General features: G+C 71.0%; 13 protein-coding genes. 5 read left to right on the top strand and 8 right to left on the bottom strand.

The window, feature by feature from the left end; genetic code table 11:
- The first annotated feature begins 166 nt into the window (after positions 1-166).
- The gene (locus AOQ37_RS15910; protein ID WP_062645570.1) at positions 167-1,324 is read left to right on the top strand and encodes an acyl-CoA dehydrogenase family protein; all 1,158 of its coding nucleotides are present in this window, start codon (positions 167-169) and stop codon (positions 1,322-1,324) included.
- 301 nt (positions 1,325-1,625) lie between these two features.
- On the opposite strand, the gene AOQ37_RS15905 is transcribed toward AOQ37_RS15910, so the two are convergent.
- Entirely contained in the window at positions 1,626-2,186 is a 561-nt protein-coding gene (locus tag AOQ37_RS15905) for an acyl-CoA thioesterase (protein WP_062645184.1), read from the bottom strand.
- Between the two features lie 120 nt (positions 2,187-2,306).
- On the opposite strand from AOQ37_RS15905, the gene AOQ37_RS15900 reads away from it, so the two are divergent.
- Positions 2,307-3,590 (top strand): LCP family protein, encoded by a 1,284-nt coding sequence (locus AOQ37_RS15900; protein ID WP_062645183.1) that lies wholly within the window; start codon positions 2,307-2,309, stop codon positions 3,588-3,590.
- A gap of 130 nt (positions 3,591-3,720) precedes the next feature.
- On the opposite strand, the gene AOQ37_RS15895 is transcribed toward AOQ37_RS15900, so the two are convergent.
- Positions 3,721-4,083: a four-helix bundle copper-binding protein gene (locus AOQ37_RS15895; RefSeq protein ID WP_062645182.1), complete on the bottom strand. Its 363-nt coding sequence runs from the start codon at positions 4,081-4,083 to the stop codon at positions 3,721-3,723.
- Between the two features lie 142 nt (positions 4,084-4,225).
- Positions 4,226-5,689, bottom strand: a complete 1,464-nt coding sequence (locus AOQ37_RS15890; RefSeq protein WP_445407280.1) for an LCP family protein — start codon at positions 5,687-5,689, stop codon at positions 4,226-4,228.
- Positions 5,690-5,821: 132 nt separating this feature from the next.
- Between AOQ37_RS15890 and AOQ37_RS15885 the strand changes: the two genes are divergently transcribed.
- On the top strand, positions 5,822-6,883 hold the full coding sequence (locus AOQ37_RS15885) for a glycosyltransferase family 2 protein (protein ID WP_062645180.1): 1,062 nt from the start codon (positions 5,822-5,824) through the stop codon (positions 6,881-6,883).
- A gap of 115 nt (positions 6,884-6,998) precedes the next feature.
- Here the strand turns inward: AOQ37_RS15885 and AOQ37_RS15880 are convergent, their stop codons facing one another.
- The 4 genes from AOQ37_RS15880 to AOQ37_RS15865 form a co-directional block, all read right to left on the bottom strand.
- Complete coding sequence (locus tag AOQ37_RS15880; RefSeq protein ID WP_234436932.1) at positions 6,999-8,627, bottom strand: LCP family protein; 1,629 nt, start codon at positions 8,625-8,627, stop codon at positions 6,999-7,001.
- A 132-nt stretch (positions 8,628-8,759) separates the two neighbouring features.
- Positions 8,760-10,541 carry an LCP family protein gene (locus AOQ37_RS15875; protein ID WP_078890206.1) on the bottom strand — a complete coding sequence of 594 codons (1,782 nt, stop codon included), beginning with the start codon at positions 10,539-10,541 and terminating at the stop codon, positions 8,760-8,762.
- 243 nt (positions 10,542-10,784) lie between these two features.
- Positions 10,785-12,014: an LCP family protein gene (locus AOQ37_RS15870; RefSeq protein WP_078890205.1), complete on the bottom strand. Its 1,230-nt coding sequence runs from the start codon at positions 12,012-12,014 to the stop codon at positions 10,785-10,787.
- A gap of 292 nt (positions 12,015-12,306) precedes the next feature.
- Positions 12,307-13,065, bottom strand: coding sequence for a TIGR03089 family protein (locus tag AOQ37_RS15865; protein ID WP_062645176.1), 759 nt, complete (start codon positions 13,063-13,065; stop codon positions 12,307-12,309).
- Between the two features lie 139 nt (positions 13,066-13,204).
- Between AOQ37_RS15865 and AOQ37_RS15860 the strand changes: the two genes are divergently transcribed.
- Positions 13,205-14,791: a peptidoglycan recognition protein family protein gene (locus AOQ37_RS15860; RefSeq protein ID WP_062645175.1), complete on the top strand. Its 1,587-nt coding sequence runs from the start codon at positions 13,205-13,207 to the stop codon at positions 14,789-14,791.
- Positions 14,792-15,024: 233 nt separating this feature from the next.
- Positions 15,025-16,107, top strand: a complete 1,083-nt coding sequence (gene manB, locus AOQ37_RS15855) for a mannose-1-phosphate guanylyltransferase (protein WP_062645174.1) — start codon at positions 15,025-15,027, stop codon at positions 16,105-16,107.
- Positions 16,108-16,412: 305 nt separating this feature from the next.
- Here the strand turns inward: manB and AOQ37_RS15850 are convergent, their stop codons facing one another.
- Positions 16,413-17,426: a DNA-3-methyladenine glycosylase family protein gene (locus AOQ37_RS15850; RefSeq protein WP_078890204.1), complete on the bottom strand. Its 1,014-nt coding sequence runs from the start codon at positions 17,424-17,426 to the stop codon at positions 16,413-16,415.
- Between the last annotated feature and the right edge of the window lie 119 nt (positions 17,427-17,545).

The raw sequence follows: 17,545 nt of genomic DNA, 5'->3' as shown, positions 1-17,545 counted from the left end.
CGCCCGAGCATAGTCGGGGCGTGCGGGCTCCCCTCACCGGGCAGTTGTCAGAAGAAAGCCCCCTGTCGCCAAACTCACGTATCACTCGGGTGGGTGGACGCCTAGAATTTGAGTTACTTAACGGTAATTAGCGTCGGTGACCGTAGCGTTTTGGAGCGTGAACACCTTGGCCGGATCGGCTGACTTCGACCTGTACCGCCCGTCCGAGGAGCACGACATGCTCCGCGACGCGATCCGTTCGCTGTCCGAGGCGAAGATCGCGCCGTACGCCGCCGCGGTGGACGAGGAGGCCCGCTTCCCGCAGGAGGCGCTGGACGCGCTGGTGGCGAGCGACCTGCACGCGGTGCACGTGCCCGAGTCGTACGGCGGCGCGGGCGCGGACGCCCTGGCCACGGTGATCGTGATCGAGGAGGTCGCGCGGGCCTGTGTGTCGTCCTCGCTGATTCCGGCGGTCAACAAGCTGGGCTCCCTGCCGGTGATCCTGTCGGGCTCCGAGGATTTGAAGAAGAGGTACCTGACGCCGCTCGCCAGGGGCGAGGCGATGTTCTCCTACGCCCTGTCCGAGCCGGACGCGGGCTCGGACGCGGCCGGCATGAAGACGAAGGCGGTCCGGGACGGCGACCACTGGATCCTGAACGGCGTGAAGCGCTGGATCACCAACGCGGGCGTCTCCGAGTACTACACGGTGATGGCCGTGACGGACCCCACGAAGCGCTCGAAGGGCATCTCGGCGTTCGTCGTGGAGAAGTCCGACGAGGGTGTCTCCTTCGGCGCCCCGGAGAAGAAGCTGGGCATCAAGGGCTCCCCGACCCGCGAGGTCTACTTCGACAACGTCCGCATCCCGGCCGACCGCATGATCGGCGAGGAGGGCACGGGCTTCGCGACCGCGATGAAGACCCTGGACCACACCCGCATCACGATCGCCGCGCAGGCGCTGGGTGTCGCCCAGGGCGCCTTCGACTACGCCAAGGGCTACGTCCAGGAGCGCAAGCAGTTCGGCAAGGCGATCGCCGACTTCCAGGGCGTCCAGTTCATGCTCGCCGACATGGCCATGAAGATCGAGGCCGCCCGTCAGCTGACCTACGCGGCGGCGGCCAAGTCCGAGCGTGTGGACTCCGACCTCACCTTCATGGGCGCGGCCGCGAAGTGCTTCGCCTCGGACGTGGCGATGGAGGTCACCACGGACGCGGTCCAGCTCCTCGGCGGCTACGGCTACACCCGGGACTACCCGGTGGAGCGGATGATGCGCGACGCGAAGATCACGCAGATCTACGAGGGCACCAACCAGGTCCAGCGCATCGTCATGGCGAGGAACCTGCCGTAGAGCTCGCCGCACCGACACACGGAGGGCGCCCGGGGGACCGGGCGCCCTCCGCCGTTCTCAGCCCCCGAAGGACGGACCCTCACGGATGATCCGGCGCCCCACCCGGCGGCGGCCCTCGGCGAGCTCCGCGGTCATACGCTCGCCCCGCTCGCCCTCCACCACCGCGGCCGCCGACAGCCGCTCACCGGCCGCCGGCGCGGCCCGCCTGAGGGGCCCCTCACCAGAGGTCGTCTGTACATGTCAGAGAAGGCTGATCATGCCGGGGCTTTCGGGTAACGCGCCTGCTCGGTCCGGGGCCCGCTCAGTCCTCGAGTCCCTCCGCGATGCGGCGTTCGCGGAGTTCCCTGATCGCGCGGCGGCGGGCCAGCCGGTGGGTGCGGCGGATCTGGGCCTCCTGGTACCGCCTCTTGTCGCGTTCGGTCTCCGGGAGGACCGGGGGGACCGCGCGGGGCTTGCCGTCGGCGTCGACGGCGGCGAAGACCAGGTAGGCCGAGCCGACCTGGGTGGGCGGAGTGGACTCGTTCCAGCGCTCGGCCAGGACCCGGACACCGACCTCCATCGACGTCCGGCCGGTCCAGTTGACCTGGGCCTTCACATGCACGAGGTCGCCGACGCGGACCGGCTCCAGGAACACCATCTCGTCCATGGACGCGGTGACGGCGGGCCCGCCCGAGTGCCGTCCGGCCACCGCGCCCGCCGCGTCGTCCACGAGTTTCATGATCACGCCACCGTGCACCGTGCCCAGGAGGTTGGTGTCGTTGTGGGTCATGATGTGGCTGAGGGTGGTGCGGGACGCGGATGTGGGCTTGCCCGGGATGTCCGGGGTGCTGCCCGAGTCCGCCGCGGTGACCTGGTCTGTCATGTCCTCCACCTTATGCCGACGGGGACAAGCCGGGACTTTGTGTCAGCTTGGCAACAGGGGGGCCCTGATTTTCCGACGACCCTTGTCCGGCACACAGTCCTGCCCTGCACACTGGTCCGCATGAACGATTGGCCCGAGGGATGGTCCGACAGCGACCGCGGCAACCGGTACGGCGGCGGCAGCGCGAACGCGCAGCCCGAGAGCCCGCGTGTCATGCGGCAGGTCCGCCGCGGCCCGGCCGCGCCGCCGCAGGGCGCCGGAGTCCCGCCGCAGCCGTCGTACGTCAACGGCCAGGGATACGGCGACTACACCAACGCTCAGAACACCGGGTACGACAGCGGCTACAGCTCGGGCCAGGTCTACGGGGGCGACTCCGGCGGCCCCGGCGGTCCCGGGGGCTACGACACCCGTCCCGCGCGCCCCGCGCCGAACTGGCGCCGTCGCATCAAGTGGACGGCGATCACCGTGCTGACCGTGCTGGTCGTCACCTCGGTGGGCACCTACTTCTGGGCCGACGGCAAGCTGAAGCGCGAGGTCGACCTGTCGAAGGTCATCGACCGGCCCGAGGCGGGCGAGGGCACCAACTTCCTGATCGTCGGTTCCGACAGCCGCGAGGGCATGTCCGCCGAGGAGAAGAAGGAACTGCACACCGGTTCCGCCGACGGCAAGCGCACGGACTCGATGATGATCCTGCACACCGGGTCCAACGGCGACACGCTCATCTCGCTGCCGCGTGACTCGGACGTGGAGATCCCGTCCTTCGTGGGCTCCGAGTCCGGCAAGACGTACAAGGGCACCGGCCGGCACACCAAGCTGAACGCCGCCTACGCCGAGGACGGCCCCGAACTCCTGGTGCGCACGGTCGAGTTCAACACCGGTCTGCGCATCGACCACTACGTGGAGATCGGCTTCGCCGGCTTCGCGAACATCGTGGACTCGGTCGGCGGTGTCGAGATCGACATCCCGCAGGACATCAAGGACACCAAGTCGGGCGCCGACCTCAAGAAGGGCAAGCAGACCCTGAACGGCGAGGAGGCCCTCGCGTTCGTCCGTACCCGCTACGCCCTCGCCGGTTCCGACCTGGACCGCACCAAGAACCAGCAGAAGTTCCTCGCGGCCCTCGCCAACCAGGTGGCCACCCCGGGCACGGTCCTCAACCCGTTCAAGCTCTACCCGACCATGAGCGCGGGCCTGGACACCCTCATCGTCGACAAGGACATGGGCCTGTACGACCTGGGGTCGATGTTCTTCGCGATGAAGGGCGTCAACAGCGGTGACGGCAAGTCGATGAACATGCCGATCTCCGGTTCCACCGGCGGCAACCTCGTCTGGGACAAGGCCAAGGTGAAGACCCTGGTCGAACAGCTGAAGAACGACGAGAAGGTCACCGTCTCGGGCAACTGAGCCGGGCGGCCACGCGACCGGGCCACGTGGCCGGGCATTGCTGCGCAGGGCCGGGCCGCCGCGCCGGGTTGATAGGAGTCGCACTCAGGGGCACCCGCACAGGGTGCCCCTGAGTCCGTCCGGGCGGCGGTCACATGGTGGCGCCCGCCATCGTGCGGCACATCTCGGCGCAGCGGCGACAGGACTCCGCGCAGCGCATCATCTGCGGATCGTCCGGCATGGCCATACACGCCTCGGCGCACATGTCGCAGGCCTTGGCGCACATCGCGCACATCTCGGCCGACATGGGCGAGCGCCGCATCATCATGTCGGCGCACATGCGGGTCGTCTCGGAGCAGTCCATCAGCGCGCGCATGATCTGCATCTGGGCCTGGCCGCCCATCTGCATGCAGGAGCTCATGGTCTCCTCGCAGACGCTGTGGCAGGACATGCAGGCCTCGACGCAGTCCTGCATCTGCTTGCTCATGGCGGTCATGGTTCCGGGCTGGGTCATGGCTCCTCCTGGAGGGTTCTGGGGGTGAGGGGGCCCGGGCCGGGCCCCGTGCGTGCCCTTCCGTCGTACGCCTCCCACGTGTCCCGCGCCATCGGACGGAGCGAGCCGTTTCGTACGTTTCACACCAGAAACGCACATTCGCCTAGGAGCAGCCCACTTCGTCGCCCCGCACCACGGTCGACTCGCCCTGCTCCACCTGGGCCGCGCGTACCTTGCGGACCTGGTGGAAGTCCGTCCCCGCGATGACCTTCAGGGTCGGCCCGAGGCCCTTCACGGCCCGCAGCTCACTGCCCGGCAGGGCTGTCGCGAGCGACTTCGCGGAGCGGTCCCAGCGGGGGTCGTAGGCGACGACCGTGCGCCGCGTCGAGGGCGCGGCCGCGCTGACCGGCTGCCGGGTCGTACGGAAGCCCGTCGCCGCCAGTGCCGCGTCCACCCGCCTGCCCAGCCCCGCGGTGCGGGTGCCGTTCTCGACCTGGACCCTGATCTGCTGCGGGGCCACGTCCACGCGTGTCGCCCCGTCGTCGCGCGGCCGGGCTCCCGCGGAGGCGAGCGGCTCGTCCTCGCGCAGGGCGCGGAACAGGCGCTGCGACTTCACCGGATCCCACTTCAGCGTCGAGCCGAGACCCTTCACGACGTGGTCCAGCTCGCCGATGGGGACGGTCGTGAACTCGGAGGAGGAAGGGGAGAAGGTGCGCATCGCCCGGCCGAGGTCGAGGAGCTCGTCCGTGCCGAAGCCCCGGTCGGCCCGCACCGAGCCGAGCACGGCCCGTGTCACGTCCCGGAACCTCAGCGGGTTCAGCAGCACCCCGGAGGAGGTGGCCCGCTCCACCAGGGCCGCCAGGAACCGCTGCTGGCGCTTCATCCTGCCCAGGTCGGAGGAGCCGTCCGTGTGCCGGGAGCGGACGTACTGGAGGGCCTGACCGCCCTGGAGGGTGTGGGCGCCGGGTGCCAGGTCCAGGCCCGTGTAGCTGTCCTTCAGGGGCTTCGCCGTGCAGATCCGCACGCCGCCCAGCACGTCCACCGTCTTCATGAAGCTGGTGAAGTCGACCTCCAGGTAGTGGTCGATCTTCACGTGGGTCATGTTCTCGACCGTGCGGACGGTGAGCTGCGGTCCGCCCTCCGCGTACGCCGAGTTGATCTTGATCGGGTGGCCGCTGTGCTCCTTGCCGGTGACCTGGTCGGTGTGCGGGGGCGTCTCCGCGTAGGAGTCACGCGGGAGACTGACGACGCTGGCCCGCTCCCGGTCCTCCGAGATGTGCACGATCATGATCGTGTCGGTGCAGTGACAGGGGGCCCCGCCCAGGCGGTAGCGGCGGCGCTCCGTCTCCGTGATGTTGTCGCGGCCGTCGGTGCCGACGAGCAGGACGTTCATGCCGTGACCGGCCCGCGGACGGTTCTTCATGTCCTTGAAGGGGTCGACCCGGGCGATCTCCGCGTCGAGGCCGGCGACCACCGAGTGACCGATCCCGGCGGCGGCGAGCAGCACCACCGAGAGCGTGGTCGTCGCCCGCATGGCCCAGCGGGGGCGCCCGCGCCGGACGGAGCGACGGGATGGACGGCGTGCCGGGTGGGGGCTACGCGGGGACCGGGACGGTGTGGGGGGCATACGGGGCACCTCCGGGCGGCGGCCGTGGGCGGTGGTGGCCGTTGGAACGGTAGGCCCATACGATCTGCCGACCGGTGCAGCGCACCCGGCGGGGCGGGCCCTGTCCCCCGTTCGCGGTAACGTGAGCCCCCTATGAACGCCAAGCCCGACGTGCGGCTCCCCGCAGTGTCCGTCATCATGCCCGTCCTCAACGAGGAGCGGCATCTGCGCGGAGCCGTCCAAGCGATCCTCGCGCAGGAGTACGCCGGCGAGATGGAGGTCGTGATCGCCATCGGTCCGTCCACGGACCGTACGGAAGAGATCGCGGCCGAGCTCGTCGCCGAGACGGCCTCCCAGAGCAAGCGCGTAACGACGGTCCCCAATCCCACCGGGCGCACCCCCGCAGCGCTCAACGCCGCGATCAAGGCCTCCCGCCATTCGATCGTCGTCCGCGTGGACGGACACGGCATGCTCTCCCCGAACTACATCGCCACCGCCGTACGGCTCCTGGAGGAGACCGGTGCGCAGAACGTCGGCGGCATCATGCACGCCGAGGGCGAGAACGACTGGGAGCACGCGGTGGCCGCGGCCATGACCTCGAAGATCGGGGTCGGCAACGCCGCCTTCCACACGGGAGGGCAGGCGGGCCCCGCGGAGACCGTCTATCTCGGCGTCTTCCGGCGCGCGGCCCTGGAGCAACAGGGCGGCTACAACGAGGAGTTCATCCGCGCCCAGGACTGGGAGCTGAACTTCCGGATCAGGGAGGCCGGCGGTCTCATCTGGTTCTCGCCCGAGCTGAAGGTGTCGTACCGGCCGAGGCCCAGCATCAGGGCGCTCGCCAAGCAGTACAAGGACTACGGCCGTTGGCGGCACGTCGTCGCCCGCTACCACGAGGGCTCCATCAACCTGCGCTACCTCGCACCGCCCACCGCGGTCTGCGCGATAGCCGCCGGGATCGTCGTGGGCGCCGCGCTCACCCCGCTGGGCTTCCTGATCCCCGGTGGTTACCTCGCGGCGATCGCCGCCGGGTCGCTGCCGGCCGGCCGGGGGCTGCCGCTGAAGGCACGGCTCCAGATCCCCGTGGCCCTCGCCACCATGCACATGTCGTGGGGCTTCGGCTTCCTGACCAGCCCGAAGGCGCTGGCCAGGAAGGTCATCGCGTCACGGCGCCCCGCCGTCGTCACCGACGCGCCCTTGAGCACCGACACGCATTGAGCACCGACGCGCCCTTGAGCACCGACACGCACTAGGTGCCGCGGCGCACGGAACACCGGCGCGTACGGAACACCGCCCCGCCGCCTCTCGGCGGCGGGGCACCACAGGACCCGGGCTACCAGGTGTAGTTCGGGTCCACGTGCATGCACTGGGTCGTGTCGGAGGCGTTGATCGCCCCGGCCGTGTCGGGCGTCTTGTCGTCCTTCACGGGCGCCTTGTACGCCGTCCCCGACCGCCAGTCCGCGCCCACGACGACCGTGACCCCGGAGACCTCGGTGGACTTCTTGACCTGGCCCGTCGGGATACCGAGCGCCTTGGCGACCGCCTCGGCGTCGCCCTCCAGATCGGCGCTCGGATAGCGGACCACCGTGGCCGCCACGGCGGAGGCCCCCGAGGTGTCCGCGACGGCCTCCGTGAAGCCCTTGCCGGTCAGCGCCTCCTTGACCGCCGTCGCCCGCCCGCGGACCGCCGCCAGCGTGCTCGTGGACGTCCCGTTGTGCACCTGCACCGCGATGTCGCCGGCCGCGGCGGCCGGGTCCGTGACCGTCGGGGTCGGGCTCGCGGTCGCCTTCTTCGCGTCCTTGCCGTCCAGGGCGATGTCCTCACGCACCAGCCGGAACAGCTGCTTGGCGTCGTCCGTCGGCACCACCCGGCTGCCCTGGTAGCGGTTCGGCATCGTCGTCATCGTGATGCGCTCGGTGGGCACCTTCTTCAACTCGCCCGCCAGGTCGTACATCTTGGTGATGGTGTCGAGGCCGTCGTCGACGGTGATCGCCTCGGTCGCCGCCTCGGCGAGCTTGCGCAGCTTGTTGGGATTGGTCAGCTTGGCGTTGGCGCGCAGCTCGCGGACCATCGAGTTCATGTACATGTGCTGCGCCTTGGCCCGGGCGAGGTCGGTGTCGTCCTCGAAGCCGTAGCGGGTGCGCAGCCACTGGAGGGCCTGCTTGCCCTTGACGGCGTGCGTGCCCTTCTCCAGCTTCAGACCGGAGCCCTTGCCGGTGCTGGTGTGCGAGTAGACGTTGGCGTCCACACAGACCGGGACGCCGCCGATCGCGTCCGCCATCGACACCACACCGGAGAAGTCGATCATCATGAAGTGGTCGATGTGGATGTCGGTGAGCTTCTCCCAGGTGGCCACCGTGCAGCCCGGGCCGCCGCGGCCCAGCGAGACGTTCGTCATCTCGTCGTCCAGTGCCTGGTAGGTGGTGCCGTCGTCGGGGTCCGTGCACTTGGGGATGTCCAGCAGCGTGTCGCGCGGCATGCTCACCACCGACATGTTGCTGCGGTCCGCCGATATGTGCAGCAGCATCTGGACGTCCGCGAGCGGAGGACCGTCGAAGGTGTCCTTGGCGCCGCCCAGCTTCTGGTTCTCCGCGGTGTCACGGGCGTCCGAACCGATCAGCAGGATGTTCAGCGCCGTCTGCCCGGCCGAGTTCGCCTCGGTCCTGGCCGCCCGGTCCTTCTCGTCGCCGATGTTCAGGTCGTCGCTCTTGATGTTCGCGTTGAGGTGTTCGTAGTAGAGGTATCCGGCCCCCGCGCCGCCGAGTATGACCACCGCGAGCACCGTCGCCGACCAGCGCAACGCGCGTCGACGTCGGCGTTTGCGATCCTTGCCCCGGCCGCCGCCGCGCCCCCCGCCGCTCCCTCCGGTGTTCCCCGCGCCGTTCCCCCCGCCGTCCCTGCCGTCTCTGCCGTCCTCCTCGGACGTGCTCTCGTCCTGTTGTTCCCGCGCCGTCAGGGACATCGTGTCCTCGACCGCGGGAACCTCCCTCCGCACCCCACTGCTCCCCGCCAATTCCCCTGCCCCTCCCCGCCGTGCGCCTGACACGGGCCCGTCCCGCGTCAAGTCAGACGCACGACGGGCCCGAAGGGTTACCTACTTGGCGCACTCGACCTTGTCCGCCGTGGACTTCTGGACCGTGTCCGGCACGGTGGTCGCCGCTGTGAGCGAGACGCCCGCGCCCTTGAAGTCCTTGCCCAGTGTCAGCGTCATCGTCGGCAGACCCTGGGAGTTCTCGACGCTCTTGCCCGGCTTCAGAGCGGTACCGGGCAGCCCCATGATGGCGGCGAGCTTGCGTGCCTGGTCGGCCTGGTCGGGCGCGTACTCGAGCGTCGTCTTGCTCAGTACCGCGGGCGCGTTGCCCGCGTTCTCGGACTTCGTCACGCCCTCATCATTCTGTAGCCAGTTAAGAGTTTCCTGTGCGCTGCCGGCCGGGGCGCCGCCGTTCATGACCTGCACCCGCACCGCGGAGGCCGCGGACTGGGTGCCCTTGAGGCGGGCCGCGGCGGCCTTGGCGGCCGCGCTCTTCGACGCCGCCGCCTGCTCCTTCACCTCGGTGAAGGAGACGTCGTCCTTGATCATCTGGAAGACGGTGGGCGCCGTCGAGGTGTTCACCACGACCGTGGCCGCGACCTTCTCGGCCGGGTTGTCGACCACCGGCACGGTGGTGAAGGTCAGGTTCTTCACGTTGAGCTTGCCCAGCTCCAGACCGAGGTCCTTCAGCTTGTCGATGGTGTCCAGCTGGGAGTCGACGGTCAGCGCCTTGGTGCCCGCCTCCGCCAGCTTGATCATCTTGGTCGGGCTGGTGAGCGTGTCGTTCGACTTCAGCTTGCGCATCAGCGCGCTGAGGAACTGCTGCTGGAGCGCGATGCGGCTCAGGTCGCCGCCGAAGCCGACGGAGTGCCGGGTGCGCACGAAGGCCAGCGCCTGCTCGCCCTCGATGGTGTGCGTGCCCTTCGACAGCTTCAGATGCGAGTCCTCGTCGTCGATGTCCTTCGCCAGGCACACCTCTACGCCGCCGACCGCCGTGGTCAGCGTCTTGACCGCGTTGAAGTCGGCGACCATGAAGTTGTCGGCCTGGATCCCGGTCAGCTCGGTGACCGTGCGCACGGTGCAGCTCGGCGTGCGGCCGTCCTGTCCGAGGCTGGTGTTGAAGCGCACGCCGTCCGAGCCCGGGATGACCTTCGTGGAGCCGTCCTCCTGCTTGGTCTCGCAGTCCGGTACGTCGACGATCAGGTCGCGCGGGATGCTCAGCGCGGTCGCGTTCGTCCGGTCCTTGGAGACGTGCAGCAGGATCGTGGTGTCCGCGTGGCCCACGCTGCCGGAGTCGCCGTAGCCCTCGTTGCCCGAACCGGTGCGCTTGTCGGTGCCGATCACCAGCAGGTTGATGGCCTTGTCCTTGCTGAAGCCACCGGTGCTCGCGCCGTCGTCGGAGACGGAGGTGATGTTGTCGTTGAGGTGCTCGAGGTAGAGGTAGGCCGCACCGGCCGTACCCACCAGGACGAAGGCCATGATCCCGCCGGTCCACAGCAGTACCTTCTTCGCCTTCGACTTCTTCTTCACCGGCCGGCGGCCACGCCGGTTCGTCGCCGGGTCCTCCGGCGGCGCGCCCCGGCGCCGGCGCGGCGAAGGGACCTCCGGGTCCGGCGCCCCCTGGGACGAGGACGACGGCGACGTCCCTCGGCCCGGGCCCGCCGTACGGCCGCGCGCCGGGCCTTCGCCGCCCTTGCGCGCGGAGTCGGATCTACGAGGCCCGGGCACCGCTGATTGCGGTGCGGAGGGACTCAGTCGCAGTTCGTATTCGCCGGTGTCCGGGTTGAGCACCCACTGGTCTGCGGGGTCGATGTTCTCCGCCCGCCCACGGCCTTGCGCGTCCACGGTTGTCTGAATCCTCCGTCGGGGCCACGCGGCGCCTTTCCCCCTCCAAGGCGCTCGGGTCTCGGTCACTCGGTGCGCGACCCCAGGAAGGACCTCGCGGCCGGGTGCACCGGATCGCTCACACTATCCGCCCGGTTCGGCGTCGAGCGACGGCCGTGACAAATTCCACGCCCCTACAACCGGGCAATCCGCCCTATTTCTTTGAACTCGTGTTCGCCGGAAGGGTTCGGCTTGGCAAGCGCTTTACCCGCAGCCGTCCTCGGCGGCGGTGTTCCCGCGGAACGTGGGGGCGGGCGGAGAGGGCGAAACCGCCCCGGAAGCCGCAGGTCCCACCGCCCGGGACAGGAACGGACCGTAGTCGCCCGACTCCGCAGCGGACGGCTTCGTGGGAATTTCCTGAGAAACCACCACCGGCGCGTCCGTCCGCAGCCGTTCGAAGAGTTTCTCCGCCTCCGGCTCCACAAGTTGGTCGCGATTGGCGTTGTAGACGTACGACTCCCGCGGAACGGTCAGGAATTGCACATTTTCGGTGGGAATGTTCCGCAGGCCGCGCACGAGTTCGTACAGTCCGCGCAGACTCGCCAGATCCGGGTCGGTGGTGAGCGAGGACGTCGCCGCGTCCAGCAGCGGATACAGCTTCACCGGGTTCAGCAGGACGTCATTGCTCTGCACCTTGTTGACGAGCGCCCCGAGGAACCGCTGCTGCCGGTCCATCCGGTCGGTGTCACTGCCGTTCCCGAGCGACTTGCGGGCCCGTACGTACCCGAGCGCCTGCTCCCCGTCGAGCGTGACCCTCCCGGCGGGCAGCCGCAGCTTTGCGTCCTTGTCGTCGATCGGCTCCTTCAGACACACCTCGACCCCGTCCACGGCGTCGACCATGTCCTTGAACCCGCTGAAGTCGACGACCACGTGGTGATCGATCCGCACGCCCGTCAGCTTCTCCACCGTCCGGATCGTGCAGGCCGAACCCCCGTTCTGGAAAGCGTAGTTGAACATCGCGAACATCGGTGCGGTCCGCTTCCCGTCCGGCCGCAGACAGCCCGGCACGTCCACCATCAGATCGCGCGGGAGGGAGACGGCGGTGGCGCTGCGCCGCCCGGCCGCGAGATGCAGCAGGATCGTCGTGTCCGACCGCTCGGTCCCGGAGTCCCGCCCGTACTTCCGGTTCCCGTTCCCCGAGCGCGAATCGGACCCTATGAGCAGGATGTTCTGCGCGTCCTTCACCAGCGAGGTCGGCCGTTCCCGCGCGTACCGCTCCAGCTCCGCCGCGGCCGCGTCGTCGGGCGTGATGTTCCCGTCCAGCTTCGCGTAGACGACCCATCCCGCGACCCCGACCCCCAGGACGGCCACGCCCAGCACTCCGGCCCCGTACCGCATCCACCGTCGCCGGCGCCGCAGTATGAGCCCCCGCCCGTCCGCGGACGCCCCGACCCCCGGCCCGAGCGGCCCACCGGAACCCGCGGTTTCCCTCACGTCCGATCCACCCCTCCCGCCTCCGGACCCGCCTCGGCCGTACGAGCGTGTAGAGCTGCCCTTACGACGATGCCGCGAAGCGGCCCCCGAGGGGGGATGGGGGTGGGCCGAACGGGTGAAGGGGTGGGGTGGAGGGGCGGGGGTCTCTGAGATGGGGTGGGCGTACGCGGCCCGTCCGGCGCTTGAGGACGAGGCCCCTTCAGGGCCGAAGCGGGGGCCCGACACCGAGCGCCGACTCCCCGCCCGCCCGGAGGGCCCTGGCCGCCCGGAGGGCTGCCGTCCGCCCGGAGGGCTACCGCGCCGTCGCCGTCACCCGCTCGCTCTCGACCCGCTTGGCGAGGACCTCCTCGCCGGCCTCCGCCAGGTTCCGGCACAGCACCACGGACCCCCCGCTCGCCAGCGGCGCGTACAGCCCGGCGCTGAGCCCGTCCCACGTGTCGTACGCCAGCCCCGACAGCAGCCGGGAACCGGGCCCCGTCAGCCCCAGCCCCGACGCTTCCGCCCGCGCCCGCTCCACGACCTCGGCCCCGGTGTACTCGGCCCCGGCCACGATCAGCGCGGGCTCGTCGGGGTCGACGGGAACGTACGGCGCGAAACGGTCGCCGAAGGTCGGGACGTTCACGGCGTAGTCGTCGTACCCCTCCGGCGGGCCCGGTACGAAGCGTCGCCCGAGGGGAGCCAGCGACAGCGCGTACCGCTCGCCCCGGCACGCCAGTCCGGCCTCGAACGAGCCGGGCCCGGCGACGACGAAGTCCGCCCGCGCCGGATCCCCGGCCACGTCCGCGACGACGCCCACGGACGAACAGGCCAGCAGCCACACCGCCGTCTGCCAGTGCGCGGGCAGCAGCAGCGCGACCCGGTCACCGGGCTCGGCGGACAGCCCGTCCTGGAGGAGGTTGGCGGTTTTGGCCACCCAGTTGGCGAAGGTGGCCACGGACAATTCGACCCGCTCGCCCGTGGCGTCGTCGTAGAAGGTCACCAAGGGGCGGGCGGGGTCCGCGGCCAGCGCGGAACGCAGCAGGTCGGCCGGGGTGCGATCGGTGGCAGTCACCCGCGCAAGCGTACGCGCCGCGCCCGCCGCGGTACCGGTCGGCGGGCCCTCCCGGAGCCACCGGTTCGGCCGAACCCGCCCGACGGCCCGTCAATTCCCCGATGGACAGAAATGTATGGGTATGTCCAGGATCGTTGGCATGCGCGGATTGCTTGCTACCTCGATCGGTGTCACCTGTGCGGCGGCACTCGCCCTTCCGCTGACGCCGCCCGCCAACGCGGCGACGGCGCGACCGGCGTCGGCCGCGGAGTCGGCGCCCACCGGGACGGCCAGGGCCACCGGCCCCGACACCCCCGTCACCCCATCCCTCCCCGACCGACCGGCCCGCCCGGCTCGGTCGGCCCACCCGACCCACCCGACTCTCCCCGACCTTCCGGGCAGCACCCAGTCGCTGCCCCTGACCCCTCTCGGCCGTGACCGGGCGCTGGGCGGCGCGAGCACCGATCAGGGCCTGCCCCGCCGGGACGTACGCCACTTCTCCCTCCTCGGCGTCGTCTGGGACGACCCGGCCGCCGAACTGCACGGCCGCGTCCAGGTCCGTACCCGTACGTCCGGAACCGGCGCCTGGTCCGGCTGGCAGGACGTCGAGACCCACAACGCCGACCACGGCGCCGACCCGGGCACCGCCGAGCGCGCCTCGGGCCGGGTCCGCGGCGCCACCGCCCCGCTGTGGGTCGGCGACTCCGACGGCGTCGAGATCCGCGTCCACCCGGACACCGAACGCCGTACGGAGGAGACCACCCGGGACACCGGCACCCTGCTCCCCTCCGGCCTGCGCCTCGAACTGGTCGACCCGGGCTCGGCGCCCCCCGAACACGCCCCCGCGGGCCCCCCGCGCAGCCGCACCCTGACCACCGGGACCGGCGAGGACGTCGAGGGGACCGGGACCGGCGAGGACGCGGAAGGAACCGAGGCCGTGGACGAGGCCGAAGGGGCCGACGGGGCAGAGCCCGCCGCCCTGGCCGCCATGACCGCCGAGGCGACCGCGTCCTCCGCCGCCAACGCCCCCCTCGCCCCGCTCGGCGCCACGGAGATCCCCGCCCTGGACCGCCTGGGCACCGAACGCGAACTCCTCGCCCTGCGCGGAGCGGAGTTGACGCAGGCCCAGCGGGCGAAGCCGTACATCGGCCCGCGGCCGAGCATCGTCACGCGGCGCGGCTGGGGCGCCGACGAGAAGCTGCGGGAGAGCGGCTTCCGCTACACCACGAAGGTCAAGGCCGCGTTCGTGCACCACACGGCGTCGGGCAACGGCTACAAGTGCTCACAGGCCCCGTCCGTCATCCGCGGTATCTACCGCTACCACGTGAAGAGCATGGGCTGGCGCGACATCGGCTACAACTTCCTCGTCGACAGGTGCGGGAAGATCTACGAGGGCCGCGCCGGGGGAGTGGCGAAGCCGGTCCTGGGCGCCCACACCCTCGGTTTCAACAGCAACAGCATGGGGATCGCCGTCCTCGGCACGTTCACCTCCGCCAAGCCGACCACCGCCACGGTCAACGCCGTCGCGCGCCTGACGGCATGGAAGCTCGGCCTCTTCGGGGCGAATCCGAAGGGAAAGACATACCTGAAGTCCGGCGGTGGCAATCTCTACGGAAAGGGAAAGAACGTACGACTGAATGTGATCTCGGGTCACCGGGACGGGTTCGCCACGGAATGCCCAGGCAGGCAGCTCTACGGCAAGCTCGGCTCGGCCCGTTCCACCGCGGCGCGCTACCAGGGGCGCTGAGGCGGGCGATCCGGTTCGGGAGCCCCGGGGCCTTGGGGAGGCCCCGGAGGCCGCGCGCCCCCGGACGGCCGGAGCGCACATACAGGCGGGGGCACATTCAGCAGCCGTCGGGGGGACAGTCTCCTGGGACTGGGACGGAACACCAACGGCCTGGAAGTCGCCACACAACGGTCTGCATACACTGGCCGGTCGAATGACGGTTCGACCGGTCCCGGCAGGAAGCAGAGACGACGGTGACAGAAGCGATCCTCCTGGTCGGCGGCAAGGGCACCCGGCTGCGCCCTCTCACGGTGCACACGCCCAAACCCATGGTCAGGGCGGCGGGGGTGCCGTTCCTCACGCATCAACTGGCGCGGGCGAGAGCGGCGGGCGTGGACCACATCGTCCTGGCGACGAGCTATCTGGCGGAGGTCTTCGAACCGTACTTCGGCGACGGCTCGGCACTGGGCCTGCACATCGAGTACGTGACGGAGGAGGAGCCGCTCGGCACGGGCGGCGCGATCCGCAACGTGGCGTCCCGCCTGCACTCCGGGCCCGAGGACCCGGTCCTGGTCTTCAACGGCGACATCCTCACCGGTCTGGACATCCGACGGCTGGTGGCCACCCACGAGGCGACGGCGGCGGACGTCTCGCTGCACCTGACGAAGGTGACGGACCCGAGGGCCTACGGCCTGGTCCCCACCGACGGGACGGGCAAGGTACTGGCGTTCCTGGAGAAGCCGCAGACCCCCGAGGAGATCGTCACCGACCAGATCAACGCGGGCGCGTACGTCTTCCGCCGCTCGGTCATCGACACGATCCCGCAGGGCCGCCCGGTGTCGGTGGAGCGCGAGACGTTCCCCGACCTCCTCTCGGCCGGCGCCCATCTCCAGGGCATGGTCGACTCGACGTACTGGCTGGACCTGGGCACCCCGGCGGCCTTCGTCCGGGGCTCGGCGGACCTGGTCCTCGGCCGGGCCCCGTCCCCCGCGGTCCCCGGCCGGTGCGGCGACCGCCTGGTCCTGCCGACGGCCAGGGTCGCCCCGGACGCGAAGCTGACGGGCGGCACGGTGGTGGGCGAGGGCGCGTTCGTGGCGGAGGGCGCGAGGGTCTTCGGCTCGACGATCCTGCCGGGTGCCGTCATCGAACCGGGCGCGGTCATCACCGACTCCCTCATCGGCACCCGGGCCCGCGTGGGCGAACGCTCCGTGCTCACCGGCACGGTGATAGGCGACGGCGCGATCGTCGGCCCCGACAACGAACTCCGCGACGGCGCGCGGGTGTGGTGCGACGCCCGCATCCCGGCAGGCGCGGTCCGCTTCTCGTCGGACCAGTAGCGGATCCGGCCCGCCCGGCGATCGAGCGCAGGGGCGTGGGGGCGGAAGTCCCCGGGAACGGGCAGGGTCGGCGGAGGCGGAAGTCCCTGGGAACGGGCGCGGGCGGCGGGCGCGAAAGTCCGCCCCCCGGGAACGGGCAGGGGTGGCGGGCGCGAAAGTCCGCCCCCGGGAACGGGCAGGGGTGGCGGGCGGGAAAGTCCGCCCCCCCGGGGAACGGGCAGGGATGTGGGGGGGCGGAAGTCCCCCCGGCAAGGGGCAGGGGCGTGGGGCGGAAGCCCCTGCGCCCGACCCACGCGGAGCGTCCCTCAGAGCTTCCCGATGTCCCACCGGGGCATCTTCGGCACCCGCCGCGCCGGCACCCGCCCGCTCAGCAGGATCAACCGGGCCGCCCGATGCCGCTGCCCGGCATACGGCTCCAGCAACTCCAGCATCACGGCATCGTCGGCGTCCCGGTCCCCGGCCAACGCCCACCCCACGATCCCCGGCAGATGCAGATCCCCCACGGTCACCGCGTCCGCCGCCCCATGGCTGCGCTGCACGGTCTCCGCGGACGTCCACGGCCCGATGCCCGGCACGAGTTCCAGCCGGGCCTGAGCCTCGGCGGGAGCCATCCGCGCCGCTTCCTCCATCCGCCCGGCGACCCGGACGGCCCGCAGGATCGTCGACGCCCGCTTGTCGTCGACGCCCGCCCGATGCCAGTCCCAGGACGGGATCAGCGCCCAGGTCCGGGGCGTCGGCATCACCCAGAGGCGCCCGTCCGCCGCGGGCCCCGGCGCGGGCTCCCCGAACTTGCGCACCAGCAGACGCCACGCCCGGTACGCCTCGTCGGTGGTGACCTTCTGCTCCAGTACGGAGGGGATCAACGACTCCAGGACCAGCCCGGTCCGCGTCAGCCGGAGCCCCGGCCGCCGATGCCGGGTCGTCGCCACCACGCGATGCCGGGGCACGAAGGCCTCCGGCGCGTCCGAGGCCCCGAGCAAGTCCGGCATCCGGTCCAGCAACCACTCCGCGCCCGGCCCCCACGCCTCCCCGCGCACCGCACCGCCGGCCGCGGCGACGCGCAGCGTCCCGGGCCCGGCGGGGGTGAGGGTGGCCCGCCACACGGACCCGTCGGGCATCGCGCGGAAGGTCGGATCACCCGGGCCACGCCTGAGGGGGCCGAGGACCAGCCCGAGATCGAGCGGCCCCTCCGGCACCCAGTTCCGCACCCGCCCGGCCGCCGAGGCCTGCCGTGGCACTCCGCCGGGCACGACCACCTGCCCACCGCGCACCGTCGTACGCGTGGGCCGCGGGGGCTGGGGAGAGAACCGACCTGACACGAAGAGTCCCGGGGAGAGGAAGAGAGAGATGCTACGAGAGTAGGCGCAGGCGCCCCACGGGCCACCCCGGACGCCCGGGTAACGTTCCTCACCTCACCTCACCTCACCTCACGTCACCT

The sequence above is a fragment of the Streptomyces maremycinicus genome, assembly GCF_001184025.1.
GTDB lineage: Bacteria > Actinomycetota > Actinomycetes > Streptomycetales > Streptomycetaceae > Streptomyces > Streptomyces maremycinicus.
This window is presented reverse-complemented; position numbering and strand designations above follow the sequence as displayed.

Excerpts from the sequence above, each read along its gene's own strand:
- AOQ37_RS15860 (WP_062645175.1), top strand. The coding sequence starts at position 13,205 with ATGCGCGGATTGCTTGCTACCTCGATCGGTGTCACCTGTGCGGCGGCA.
- AOQ37_RS15900 (WP_062645183.1), top strand. The coding sequence starts at position 2,307 with ATGAACGATTGGCCCGAGGGATGGTCCGACAGCGACCGCGGCAACCGG.
- AOQ37_RS15885 (WP_062645180.1), top strand. The coding sequence starts at position 5,822 with ATGAACGCCAAGCCCGACGTGCGGCTCCCCGCAGTGTCCGTCATCATG.
- AOQ37_RS15895 (WP_062645182.1), bottom strand. The coding sequence starts at position 4,083 with ATGACCCAGCCCGGAACCATGACCGCCATGAGCAAGCAGATGCAGGAC.
- AOQ37_RS15905 (WP_062645184.1), bottom strand. The coding sequence starts at position 2,186 with ATGACAGACCAGGTCACCGCGGCGGACTCGGGCAGCACCCCGGACATC.
- AOQ37_RS15890 (WP_445407280.1), bottom strand. The coding sequence starts at position 5,689 with ATGCCCCCCACACCGTCCCGGTCCCCGCGTAGCCCCCACCCGGCACGC.
- AOQ37_RS15880 (WP_234436932.1), bottom strand. The coding sequence starts at position 8,627 with ATGTCCCTGACGGCGCGGGAACAACAGGACGAGAGCACGTCCGAGGAG.